Source organism: Chloroflexota bacterium, from assembly GCA_020850535.1.
GTDB lineage: Bacteria > Chloroflexota > UBA6077 > UBA6077 > JACCZL01 > JADZEM01.
Genome location: JADZEM010000123.1, coordinates 110,056 through 122,431 on the forward strand (window position 1 = coordinate 110,056; position 12,376 = coordinate 122,431).

Genomic DNA, 12,376 nt, shown 5'->3' on the forward strand with positions numbered 1-12,376 from the left:
TCGCTCAGAATGCCGCGAGACGGCGGACGGCGTCTGCCACCTTCGCCGGGCTCGGGATGATGGCGTCCTCTTCGGGGCCGTTGTAGGGCAGGTGGCAGTCGTCGGCGGCCACCCGGACAATCGGGCCGTCCAGGTCCATGAACAGCTCTTCGCCGATGAACGCGGCGATCTCCGCGCCGAAGCCCATCGTTTTGTTGGCCTCGTGCAGGATCAGCACCTTGTTCGTCTTCTGGACCGTCCGCGCGATGGCCTCGTGGTCCAGTGGGATCAGCGTCCGGAGATCGAGGATCTCCACCGAGATGCCGTCCGATGCCAGCAGGTCGGCGGCCTCGCGCGCGTGGTGGACGCCCACGCCGTAGGTGACGATCGAGAGATCCCGGCCCTCGCGGTCGAGGCGGGCCACGCCCAGCGGGATGACCTCGTCTGCCGGCGCGATCTCGCGGTAGCGACGGTAGCTCTTCTTGTGCTCGAAGAAGACGACCGGGTCGTCGTCGCGGATAGCGGCCTTCAACAGCCCCTTGGCGTCGCGCGGGGTGGCCGGCACGACGACCTTCAGACCGGGCGTGTGGCAGAAGAACGCTTCGACGCTCTGGGAGTGGTAGACGCCGCCGCGCACGCCCGCGCCGCACGGCGCTCGGAAGACGGCCGGCACGCCCCAGCCGCCAACACTGCGCCAGCGGACCGTCGCCGCCTGACTGACGATCTGATCCAACGCCGGGAAGATGTAGTCCGCGAACTGGAACTCGGCCACGGGCCGCAGCCCCATCATGGCTGCGCCAACGGCCGCCCCGGCGATCACGTCCTCGGCAATCGGGGTGTCCAGCACGCGCAGCGGCCCGAACTGCTCTTGCAGACCGACCGTCGTCTTGAAGACGCCGCCCTTCCGCCCGATGTCCTGCCCAAGCAAGACGACGCGCGGATCGCGGGCCATCTCCTCCTGGAGCGCCTCGGTGACGGCCTGCAGCAGGGTGATGCCCTCCGCGGCCGGACGGTCCTGCGAGACACTCATGACGGCAGATCCAGATCGTCGAACGGCCCGACGCCGATGCCCTCGGCTTCCAGGCGGGCCAGCTCAGGGTGGGGCGGATCGCCGGCGTAGAGCCATCGTCGGGCACGGGCAGGGGCCGGCTCGGGGGAGGCTAACGCGCGGTCGGCCTCTTCGAGCGCCCGGGCGCGGGCGGCTTGCTGGAGCTGCGCTTCCTCACCCGGCGCCAGCAGGCCGAACTCCAGCAGCTCGGCGCGCAGCTTCGGCAGTGGATCGCGGGCCTCGGCAGCGGCCTTCTCTTGCGGTGTGCGGTACTGATCGTCGTCCTGGGACGAGTGCGAGGTGATGCGCGGCACGTGGGCGTCGACGATGCTCGGGCCGAGGCCGGCGCGCGCCCGCGCGACAGCCGTGCGGGTGGCACGGTAGACGGCCAGGGCGTCGGTGCCGTCCACGCGCACGCCGGGCATGCCGTAGGCTGGGCCACGCTCGGCCAACGAGGCGATAGGCATCTGCAGGTGATGCGGCACGCTGATGGCGATGTCGTTGTTCTCGCAGAAGAAGACCACCGGCAACTGATGAATGCCGGCGAGGTTCATCGCCTCGTGGGTGGCCCCCTCAGAGGATGCGCCATCGCCGAACCAGGCCACGGCCACGCGGTCATCGCCCAGCACTCGCGAGGCGTAGGCCGCGCCGACAGCGTGCGGCAGGTGCGCGGCGATCTCGCTGGAGACGGAGCCGATGCGGAGGCGCGGGCTGGAGATGTGCAGGGTCAACTGGCGGCTGCCAGAGTGGGGATCGCAGTCCCGCCCGAGCGAGCCGGCGAACAGCTCGAACGGGGTCAGGCCGAGGGCCAGCGCCAGGGCCATGTCGCGGTAGTACGGCCAGACGGAGTCGTGCCCGCGCCGGATGGCGGCGGCGCTGGCGATCTGCGCGACATCGTGCCCCCGGGGCGTCAGCACGAAGCTGGCGACGCCCTGGCGTGAGAGCACCCAGAAGCGCTCTTCGACGGCTCGGGAGAGCAGGAGCACCTCGTAGATGCGGCGCAGCAGCGCGCGCTCGGCGGCGTTGACTGGCGCTGCTGGCTTCTCGGTGTCGAGGGATGTCACCGTCTCATCTCTCCCGTTGGCCCGGCGGTCGTCGGCGACCGTCCGTGCTCCCGCCACACTCCCGCCACGCGCTTGCCACACTCCCGATAGACGTATCGTACCACCGAGGCAGATGGCTGGCGCGGTTTGGAAGACAGCGCAGCGGTTGCCCTGGTAACAGGTGCAGATCCTGGGCCATAGTCCCGCCCACGTGTGGTCCCGCCCACGTGTATCTCACACACGGCACGCGGGTATCAGGAGGAGCGGGCGCATGGCCGCGGGAGATCGACCGATTGCCGTCATCTGTGCCATTGAAGAGGAGATCCGTCACCTGCGCGAGGCGCTGCCGCCGGCCGAGGAAGTCTGGCGGGGCAATCGACGGGTCTGGCTGGCGGATCTGGACGGGCTGCCGCTGGTGATCTCGGTGTGCGGGATGGGGATGCTGAGCGCGGCGGCCGTGACCGAGGCGGTGCTCTGGCAGTATGAGCCGTCGGCGGTGCTGAACTACGGCTGCGCGGGATCGCACCGGACGGAGATCCTGCCGGGCGACATCGTCGTGGGGGAGCGGGTTGTCGCCTACGACAACGTCCGCGAACAGCCCGATGGTGCGCCACGGTACGCGGGGATGCGCTACCTGCGGCGTGGAGAGACGGTGCGCGCGGCCTCGCTGGCAGCCGACAGTGCGCTACTGGAACGGGCGACGCGGGTGATGGCCGCGCTGGAGGGGCAGCACGAGCCGTGGCCGGTGGCGCTCGGCTGGCCGGACGAGATCCCCCACCGGACGCCGCGCGCGCTGCCGGGGACGGTCGCCTCGGCCGACCGCTGGAATCGGACGGCAGGGAGCATCGGGGCGCTGGTGGCGCAGCACGAGACGCACTGCGAGGACATGGAGGCCGGGGCCATCGCGCTGACCTGCGCCAGCCACGACGTGCCGTTCCTGAGCATCAAGGACATCTCGAACAACGAGCTGCACCCGAAGACCGAGAGCGACTCGTCGTTCCTGACGGCGCTGGGGCCGGAGCTGGGCAAGCGGGCCGGCGCGCTGACGCTGGCCGTCCTGAGAGATGTCGCGGCCCGGCACGGGTGACGTATATTTACATTGGTAAGACGCATAGATGAAAAAGTATCGGAGGTGCGGCTTGTCGTGCCGTGTCGTGCTGGCCTTGTCCGTTCCCCCAGCGCGGGATGTCATTTCGGCTGGGTACTGACGTTGCCTCCGTGCTCTCGTGTCATTTCCCTATGCAGGCAAGTTCAAGTTGAGTATGTCAGAGCCGCCCAACATCCCCAGATCCTGGCAATAGCATGCGTAGCGACTCTCACATCCTCGCGGTCACAGGCCGCCAAGTATGGAGGAGACTCATGATCGCTGATCGTCTCTTGACTGAGTTGGAGCGCCAGCAGAAGTACCTGGATCGTCTGCCGCAGAACTACGCGTATCCGCCTGCCAGGTCGTGTGCTGATCGGGATCTGTCGCCGCCAGCGTGCGGCCCCGATACGTCCGGGCGAGGGGGCGGATCAGCTCGCCCCGCCAGCCGGGCCGGCCGCGGCCGGGATAGGCCGGCGGAGTCGCCCGCCGACCCGTGACGTTCTTGGCCGCCCGCACGACGTACCGCGTCACCTTGGCGTCCTGGAGTTGGCGGATCTCGAAGCCGGCATCGAGCACTTTGCATCGAGCCACCTCTGTGTTTTGTCGAGTCTGAACACCCCGACACTACCGCTCCGGTCGGCTCCTCTGCTTTCCTCCCTCGCCACGTCCTCGTTTCCCCAACTCAGGTACCGGAAACTAGAGTCAAGCTTCATCAAGCCCCGACGACGCTGCATGACGCGCCCAACGTGCAATCGCCCTGTATGACCCACGACCCGCAACCGGTACCATCTTCCTGGCGATGGGTGGAGAGCGCGGCGGATCTCTGGGGCGCAGACGGAGCCTGCTGGCTTTCGTGCTGGCCTGCGTCGTCCTGCTGACTGCCTGCCTGCCGCCCTCCGGCCCGACGCCAACGGCCACCCCCCGCGCAACGCCGCCCAGCACGCCAACTGGCGCGCCGACCGCGCTTCCATCTCCACCGGCGTCGCTCTCTCCCTTGCCGGCAACGCCGACCGCTGTCGCGAGTCCTTCGGCCACCCCGCTGCCGACCGCCACCAGCCGTCCGCCAACCCAGCCCCCGGCCCCCGGTGAGACGCCCCCACCGACGCCATCCCCGGCCGCCGTCAACAAGCGCGGCGTCCATCTCCTGCTGGACGATGGCGACACCCGTTTTTCAGAAGCTGTCTGGGAGCAGCATATCGTCTGGACAGCCCGCCTGACCGGCCAGGGCGGGTACGCCGTCCAGCTCATCCGCTCGAACGATCTGCGCCCGGCCTCCTGGCAGCACATGATCGACCTGATGGACCGTGAGGGCGTCGTGCCGATCATCCGGCTGGCGACGTTCAAGAGCCCTGACGGCCAGTGGTGGACGACCCCCACACCCGATCCTGACGGTCGAGGCTACAAGAGCGCGGCCGACCGCTACCGCCGCTTCTTCGACGCCATCGACTGGCGCGCTGAGACCGTCCTGGTGACCGTCGCCAACGAGGTCAACCGCCCGGACGAGTGGGGCGGCGCGCCCGATCCTGCCGCCTACGCCCGCTTCCTGCGCGACGTGACGGACGCCCTGCGGCGGGTCACCAGTGTCAACGTCCTGGTGCTGAACGGCGCGCTTGACGCCTACGCTCCGAGCGCCAGCTTCGGCACCACCTACGCCATCGACTCCGAGCGGTTCATGGAAGGGATGGTGGCCGAGGTGCCGGACATCTTCGAGCGGCTGGACGGCTGGGCCTCGCACGCCTACCCGCTGGGACCGTTCGGGGAGCACCCCGGGCAGCAGGCGTTCAAGATCGACGACGTGCGCCCGAACGCCGGGCCGCGCCCACAGCCGCCAGCCGGCGTCGTGAATCGCGGCGTGAACGGGTACGTCTGGGAGCTGTGGAAGCTCCGGCAGCTTGGCCTGTCGCGCGAGCTGCCGGTCTACGTCACCGAGAGCGGCTGGCGGCACCGCGCCACGCAGGCTCCCTCCCGAGACAAAGACTTCGCCGTGGTCGAGGACGACCGCTTCGCCGAGCTGGTGCAACTGGCCTACGATGGCCCCCCGGACGGCTCGCCAGCCGGAGGCTGGACCCCCTGGAACCAGGATCCGCACGTCCGAGCCGTCGCCCTGTTCGCGCTGGCCGGGCGGCCGGACCATTGGGGCCACACCAACTTGCTGCTCACCGACACGACGGGGCTGATCCAGGGAGCGTACACGTTCGCCGAGGCGCTGGAGCGCGTCTCGCCGGGCAGCATCGCGCGGCAACCCCGTGCATCGACAGCGCCGCGCTAGTGACCTGTCAATCGTGAACGACCTGGTTGGGGCCCTGCCGACGCTCCCCTGTCATCCCGAGTGAAGCGACCCATTCGGCAGGCTCAGGGCAAGCCTGACGCCCCTCCCCCGTCATCCCGAGCGAAGCGACCCATTCGGCAGCCTCAGGGCAAGCCTGACGCCCCTCCCCCGTCATCCCGAGCGACGTGAGCGTGCGAACGCAGTCGAGGGATCTTCCTCACGCTACAGAAGGAGAAGATCCCTCCACTCCGCCCGTGCCTCGCCGCGGTCGGGATGACGAGAGGGGTGTGCTCGTTCCTCGCTTCAGTCGGGATGACGGCGGGCACTGAGCGACCCTGAGATTAACGCCAGACGAGCCACTAGCCAGCCAGGCGAGGGGTGCCCGCGCTACTCAGGGCGGATGTCCCGCCCTTCGCGGGCCAGCACGGCCGCCTGCGTCCGGTTTCGCACGTCCAGCTTCTGGAGGATGCTCGTGACGTAGTGCTTCACGGTCTTTTCCGCGAGGTGAAGCCCCTCGCCGATCTCCCGGTTGCTGTGCCCGTCGGCCAGCAGCTCCAGTACCTGCTGCTCCCGCTCGGACAGGCGCTCCACAGGTGACGGTTCGGGGACGACAGGACGGCTGGCCTTCGCAGCGCTTAGCAGGAAGCCGGCCGCGAGCGCCGGGGGCACGTACCGCTCACCCCGGGCAATAGCCCGCACGATGCCCCGCAGGTCATCGCCGCTCAACCCTTTGAGCGCGTACCCCTGTGCACCACGTTCAAGTGCCGTCAGCAGATCGTCGTCGTGCTCGGAGGCGGTCAGGATCAGGATGCGAACGCCGGGCGCCCGCCGCAGGATCGCCTCGATGGAGTCAAGCCCGTTGCCCGGCAGGGTGAGATCCAGCAGCAGCACGTCAGGCGCCAGCGTTTCCGTGAGGCGGAGCGCATCGGCAGCGCTGCCGCCCGCACCGACGACTTCGAGGTCAGGCTCTGCCTGCAGGGTCTGCACCACCCCATCTCGATAGAGCGGGTGATCGTCGACAATGACTATCCGGATTGGTCCCATGGCTGCGCTCCACGACCGGACGTTGCACCACGCGGGAGGTGCGCCTCGACCGTCACGCCGCCTTTTGGCCCCGCAAAGAGCCGGAAGGAGCCGCCGAGACTCTCGACACGCTCGCGCATCACGGCGAGACCCAGCTGATTGGCGTCGTCCGTCGTCGTTCCAAGGCCCGGCCCGTCGTCTGAGATACATACGTACACGGACCACGGATCAGATGTTACCCGGACGCGCTGACCGACACCCCCAGCGTGCCGGTAACCGTTCGCCAGCGCCTCCTGAATCACCCGATAGACCGTGATCTTGAGCGGCAGCGTCGCCGGCCCCGGCATCGGGTCGAGCGCCAGTTCGACGTGGACGCCGGTCCGGCGGGCGTGGACCGTGACGACGCGCTGAACGGTCTGCTCCAGGGTCAGCGGCTCCAGCTCAGGAAGACGCAGGCCCGCCGCGATGGTCCGCAGCTCGTCCAACGCCCGCCGCAGGCAGGCTTCGATGATGGCCATGTCGTGCGCGTCGGCGGCTCCCAGGCGCAGCAGCGCAACCGACACATCCTGAGCCGGGCCATCATGGAGATCGGCGCTGATGCGGCGGAGATACTGCTCGTTGAGGGCCGTTGAGCGGGTCGCTGCGCCGCGCACGCGCTCGTGGAGCACCTCGTTCTGCGCGAGCAAGCTGGTGAGGTGGGCGATGGTGTCGGCGAGCGTCTGCTGCTGGCAGCGGATGGTATCGCTGCCGCGCTTCACCAGCCCTGCCAGCAGCAGGTACGTCGCCAGGGTTGCCAGCGCCACCACGATCCAGGTCTGCTGCTGAATGCCCGAGATGTCCTCTTCCAGATCATCCACAGGCTCATAGAACTCGGCAATGGCGACGATGTCGCCAGCCGCGTTGCGGACGGGACTGTACGTTTCCAGGAGCCGTGACCAGCGGTCGCGCTCGGGCAGGTTCTCCTCGTCGCTCAGGCTGCTGATCTCCGAGACCACCTCGCCGCGCGCCGCCGCCGTCAGGCGCGCGTGCATGGGAAACGCCTGACCGATCAGCGCGGAGTCAGAGCTGAAGAGGACGCGTCCCTGCCGGTCCCAGATCTTGAAAGCCACGATGCCCTGCCCGAGCGGCGTCTCGGTCAGGAGCCGGCCAAGCGCAGCCTGCTGCGCCGCGTCGAGTCGGCCATCCCCCGCCACGGAGGGCAGCAGCGGCGCGACAAAGCTCTCAACGTAGAGCGCCGTCGTCTCGGCGGTGCGGTGCTCGACGCCCGCCGCGATCTCCCGGGCGATCCACCAGCCAACGCCGGCCATCACCACGGCCAGCACCAGGAGGCTCACCACCATGTACTGCGTGGCCAGGCTGAGCCGATCCCATCGAGCAAGTACCCTGTGCATCCTCCTGCCCCCGCGTGACGACCGCCCTGCGCCCGTCAGGATAGCGCGCCAAGAGGCGGCCCCGACGCGGACGTTGGTCCGACCCCGGATCAGACGAAGGTCCGAACCAACTCAGCCCGTTGCCGGAGCACACATTCAGACGGTCAGTCGTATCGGCAGGCCCACCCAGCAGGCGAGACTGATAGCGCGATGGGGTGCCCCAAGCGGGCAATCACCCCCACCACCACGACCGTCTGGGAGGATGGAAGATGACACAGCAGACACCAGCACGACGGGGCAGCAGCCCGGTACAGCGTGGGCGGCTCGCCCTGGCCTCGGCGCTCGCGGCGTTCACAATGTTCGGCGGCGCGGCGTTCGCCGACGAGCCGGCGCCTGCCCCCGAGCTGAGCATCGTTGACGCGATCGCCTTCGATCTGCCGACGGACGTGGCGGCCCCGACCGTGCTCAAGCGCGAGAAGGAGCAGCGCGGCAACGACGACGGTCCACGGCACGCTCGGCAGGAACGGCGCGGCGGGAACGACAGCGCGGTGCATGCCCGTCATCGGGCGGACGACCTGAGCATCGGCGACCAGCTGATGGCGCGGCGCGGAGCTGACGACCGCCCCGGCGACGACCGTGGCAAGGACAACCGTGGTTCGGATAACCAGCCAGGCGACGACCATGGCGGCCATGGGCACGGCCAGGACGACGCCCCGAACCACGGCTGATCGCTGGCGTGGGCCGTGAGTCGTAGGTCGTAGGTCGTAGGTCGTAGGTCGTAGGTCGTAGGTGATGGTGAAAGTGTGCAAGTCCCAGTTGTCGTCCTGAGCGCAGCGAAGGACCTCACCCGCCGACCGTCAACATTCGCGTCACCCGCCGACCGGCAGCTTGTGCATTACTCGCGGACCGTCAACATTCGCGTCGGCGGGTGAGGTCCTTCGCTGCGCTCAGGATGACATGATCTGTTGCGTTATTGCTACCGCGCTGTGGCGCGTGCCAGGCTGCATGCGCACGACGCCGGTGCCGGGCGTGTCGGCGCGCCCACGCCCCACGACCCACGACCCACGACCCACGGACCCGTCTACGGCGTGATGATGTCGTCCGGGGCGTCCGCGCCGAGCGCATCGCGTGGATTGCTGCGCGCCCGGGCGATGTCATCCAGGCTCTGCCCGAGATGCTTCCAGGTGCCGGCCAGCAGGTCGAAGTCCGAGCGGCCGAGCACGATCACGTCGACGGGATCGACGGCCCGCACGGTGGCCGTCCGCCGCCGATGCTGGAGCAGTCCCAGCTCGCCGAACGAGTCGCCATCGGTCAGACGGGCCAGGACCGTCTCCTCGCCGTCCTCCTCGCGGACGACCTCCACGCTCCCCTTGACGATGACGTAGAACGCATCGGCAAGGTCGCCCTGGCGGATGATCGGCTGGCCCGGCTCGTAGTGGGCGTGGGTGACCCGCTCGGAGCGCTGGACCCGGAGCTGCACCAGATCCCGCGAGAACAGCCGGTCCAGGTTCCAGTCGAGCCACACCCGGACGCGCCGCTCCATCGTCGGCAGGCGCATCAGGTAGAACGTCCGCCACATGATCCAGGCGAGCGGCCCGGCCAGCTTGACGCGCCCCAGCAGCTCCGCGACCGCCGCGCCGTTCCCGAGCGAGACCATCTCGCCCAGCCCCTTGAAGGCGAACCGCTTCGGGCGCTTCCCCTGGATCGTCGCCACGACGTTCTGGGCCAGCGTCTTGCCCTGCCGCAGCGCAAACTGGGCCGTCGGCGGCGAGGACTCGCCGGACTTCGTCGGGTGGGGGACCGCCGCGCAGTCCCCGAGCGCCCAGACCGGCAGCCCGTCTGCTGCCCGCATCGTCGTGTCCACCTTGAGGCGGCCCCGCTCCATCGGCAGCCGAAGCCCCTGCACGACCGGGTTCGGCGACGAGCCAATCGCCACGATCAGCGTGTGGGCATCGATCTTCTCACCACCTTCGAGGGTCACCTGCTCGGCGGTGGCCGAGGCCAGCCGCGCCCCCAGTTGGACCTCGACGCCGCGCTCGGTCAACTTCTTGTGCGCGAACTGGGCAAGGCTCTCCGAGATCTCGGGGAGGATGCGCTTGCCGGAGTGCAGCAGGATGACCCGCACGTCGTTGGCCTGGATGACCGGGTAGCTCTTGCGCTCGACCTCACGGAGGTAGTCGTTCAGCTCGGCGGCCATCTCGACGCCGGAGTAGCCGCCGCCGGCCACGACAAACGTCAGCATCCGGCGGCGCTCGTCAGGATCGTCCGTGTTCTCGGCGGCCTCCAGCATCTCCAACGCCCGATTGCGGATCTGGAGCGCATCGCCGATGGTCTTGATCGGCAGGCCATGCTGGGCCACGCCCGGCAGCCGCGCAAGGTCCACGACGTTCCCGAGCGCCACCACGAGATGATCCCAGGGGAGGATCTGCTCGCGGTGGCTGGTCGGGTGGGTCGTGGTGACCGTCTTCGCGGCCAGATCGACGGACTCGACCGTCTCGACGCGGATGCGGGTCTGCTTGAGCAGCTCGCGCAGGGGGCTGAGAATGTGGGTCAGCTCGACGCCCGCCGCCGCCGCCGACGGGAGCATCGGCACGAACAGCAGGTAGTTCGACTGGCTGATCAGGGTGACCTCGACGGGCCGGCTGAGGCCGGGCAGGAGCTTCTCAAGCTGCTGCGCGACGGTGACGCCGCCGAACCCTCCCCCGAGGATCACAATGCGAATCGGCGCGCTGGTCACTGGGCAGACTCCCTCTCCCGAAGGCCTCAGATCGCTCCATCGTACCCGGGCCGAGGGCATCCGGGGTACCCTGCCAGCACACTCCGCTCCTGGAGGTGCTCGGTGAGCCAGTCGTCAGCAGGCCAGCCCACGGGCGGACAGTCCACAGGCGGGCTGTCCCCGCACGCGCTCGAAGGTCAGTTCGAGGCCGAAGTCCGCGCCGCCGCACTCATCGTCAGCGCTGAGGACCGCGCCGCCCTGTTTGGGTTGTGGTCGGCCCTGGTTCCCATTCGCCAGCGGCTCCGCGAGGCCGATCTCCGCCTTGAAGAGGAGCCGTCGTACACACAGAAGCCAGCCCAGTGGGGCGGAGGGGTCTCATGAGCGCCCAACCGCTACCCGGTCTCCCCGCCACCGACGCCCTGACCGACCTCGACCTCAAAGGTGTCTCGGAGACGATCCGCGCGCGGCGGGTCTCGTCCGTCGAGGCGACGCAGGCGTACCTGGACCGCATCGCCCAGTTCGATGGCGTCCTCCAGGGCTACATCACCGTCACCGCCGAGCGGGCACTGGCCCAGGCCCGGCAGGCCGACGCCGAGCTTGCCCGGGGCGAGCGCCGGGGGCCGCTCCACGGCGTCCCGGTCGCCCTCAAAGACCTCATCGCCGTCAAGGGCGTGCGCCTGACCGGCGGCTCGCAGGTCTTCGCCCACCACATCGCCGAAGAAGACTCGCCCATCGTCACGAAGCTGGACGAGGCCGGGGCGGTGATGCTCGGCAAGCTCACCATGCACGAGTTCGCGTTTGGGCGGGCGGCCACCGACGGCTCGCTGACGGACGGCCCCTTCCCGACGGGCCGTAACCCCTGGAACGTCGAGCGGGTGACGGGCGGCTCGTCCTCCGGCTCGGGGGTGGCGGCGTCGGCCGGCCTCTGCGCGGGTGCGCTCGGCTCGGACACCGGCGGCTCGATCCGTGGGCCGGCCGCCTTGTGCGGCCTCGTCGGGCACAAGCCGTCGTACGGGCTGGTCACGCGGCGCAACGTGCTGCCCCAGTGCTGGGGACTGGATCACGTCGGACCGATGACCAGGAGCGTCTGGGACGCGGCGGTCCTCCTCCAGGCCATCGCCCGCTACGATCCTGGCGACGCCTCATCCTCCAACACGCGGCCTCCCAGCTACACCCGCGAGCTGGAGAACGGCGTTCGCGGCATGACGTTCGGCGTGCTGCGCCGCTTCTACCTGGACTGGCCGGGCATCGACCCCGACGTGAAAGCGGCCACCTACGCGGCCTACGCCGAGCTTGAGCGGCAGGGCGCCCGGCTGGTGGAGGTGGATGCGCCGACGCTCGACCAGGCGCAGGGCATCTGGGGCGCGCTGCTGGCCGAGATGTACGAGTACCACCGCGACCTGCTCCGCGAGCAGCCGGAGCACTACCGCCGGCCGACACGCCTGCTGATGCTGGCCAGCGCCCTCACACCAGCCGGGGACTTCGTGCGGGCGCAGCGGCTGCGGGCGCGGCTGGGGCGGGAGATCGCCGGGCTGCTGCGGGAGGTCGATGCGCTGCTCTTCCCGGGGCAGGCCGAGCCGGCCACTCCCTTCCCGGCCGATCCGACCCCGGTCGAGCTGGTGCGCGCGGCCTCGCGCTACACCAACATCTGGAACCTCGTCGGGCTGCCGGCCTGCGTGCTGCCGAGCGGGTTCAGCCGCGAGGGCCTGCCGATCTCCCTGCAGATCGTCGGGCGGCCGTTCGACGACGCGACGGTGCTGCGGATCGCGCGGGCCTACGAGCGGGTCACCCCCTGGCACACCCGCCGCCCAAACCCGGCCGGCTGGACCCCGCGGGCCTGA

At 69.5% G+C, this 12,376-nt stretch carries 10 protein-coding genes; 5 read left to right on the plus strand and 5 right to left on the minus strand.

Going from position 1 to position 12,376, the window contains the following annotated elements; genetic code table 11:
* Window positions 1-4 precede the first annotated feature (4 nt).
* Window positions 5-1,009 carry an alpha-ketoacid dehydrogenase subunit beta gene (locus IT306_17875; protein ID MCC7370298.1) on the minus strand — a complete coding sequence of 335 codons (1,005 nt, stop codon included), beginning with the start codon at window positions 1,007-1,009 and terminating at the stop codon, window positions 5-7.
* Complete coding sequence (locus IT306_17880) at window positions 1,006-2,091, minus strand: thiamine pyrophosphate-dependent dehydrogenase E1 component subunit alpha (protein ID MCC7370299.1); 1,086 nt, start codon at window positions 2,089-2,091, stop codon at window positions 1,006-1,008. Before IT306_17880 ends, IT306_17875 begins: the two co-directional genes overlap by 4 nt.
* 250 nt (window positions 2,092-2,341) lie before the next feature.
* Here IT306_17880 and IT306_17885 point away from each other — a divergent pair, with 250 nt between their 5' ends.
* Together IT306_17885 and IT306_17890 are read left to right on the plus strand one after the other, a co-directional pair.
* Window positions 2,342-3,157 carry a 5'-methylthioadenosine/S-adenosylhomocysteine nucleosidase gene (locus tag IT306_17885; protein MCC7370300.1) on the plus strand — a complete coding sequence of 272 codons (816 nt, stop codon included), beginning with the start codon at window positions 2,342-2,344 and terminating at the stop codon, window positions 3,155-3,157.
* A gap of 853 nt (window positions 3,158-4,010) precedes the next feature.
* On the plus strand, window positions 4,011-5,426 hold the full coding sequence (locus IT306_17890; protein MCC7370301.1) for a hypothetical protein: 1,416 nt from the start codon (window positions 4,011-4,013) through the stop codon (window positions 5,424-5,426).
* 387 nt (window positions 5,427-5,813) lie between these two features.
* On the opposite strand, the gene IT306_17895 is transcribed toward IT306_17890, so the two are convergent.
* Both IT306_17895 and IT306_17900 read right to left on the minus strand, forming a co-directional pair.
* Window positions 5,814-6,470: a response regulator transcription factor gene (locus IT306_17895; protein MCC7370302.1), complete on the minus strand. Its 657-nt coding sequence runs from the start codon at window positions 6,468-6,470 to the stop codon at window positions 5,814-5,816.
* Entirely contained in the window at window positions 6,452-7,840 is a 1,389-nt protein-coding gene (locus tag IT306_17900) for a sensor histidine kinase (GenBank protein MCC7370303.1), read from the minus strand. Before IT306_17900 ends, IT306_17895 begins: the two co-directional genes overlap by 19 nt.
* 248 nt (window positions 7,841-8,088) lie before the next feature.
* On the opposite strand from IT306_17900, the gene IT306_17905 reads away from it, so the two are divergent.
* A complete protein-coding gene (locus IT306_17905) occupies window positions 8,089-8,547 on the plus strand; it encodes a hypothetical protein (protein MCC7370304.1) in 459 nt (152 codons plus the stop codon).
* Window positions 8,548-8,900: 353 nt separating this feature from the next.
* Here the strand turns inward: IT306_17905 and IT306_17910 are convergent, their stop codons facing one another.
* Window positions 8,901-10,556: an FAD-dependent oxidoreductase gene (locus IT306_17910; protein MCC7370305.1), complete on the minus strand. Its 1,656-nt coding sequence runs from the start codon at window positions 10,554-10,556 to the stop codon at window positions 8,901-8,903.
* Window positions 10,557-10,658: 102 nt separating this feature from the next.
* On the opposite strand from IT306_17910, the gene IT306_17915 reads away from it, so the two are divergent.
* Together IT306_17915 and IT306_17920 are read left to right on the plus strand one after the other, a co-directional pair.
* Window positions 10,659-10,916 (plus strand): hypothetical protein, encoded by a 258-nt coding sequence (locus IT306_17915; protein MCC7370306.1) that lies wholly within the window; start codon window positions 10,659-10,661, stop codon window positions 10,914-10,916.
* On the plus strand, window positions 10,913-12,376 hold the full coding sequence (locus IT306_17920; GenBank protein MCC7370307.1) for an amidase: 1,464 nt from the start codon (window positions 10,913-10,915) through the stop codon (window positions 12,374-12,376). Before IT306_17915 ends, IT306_17920 begins: the two co-directional genes overlap by 4 nt.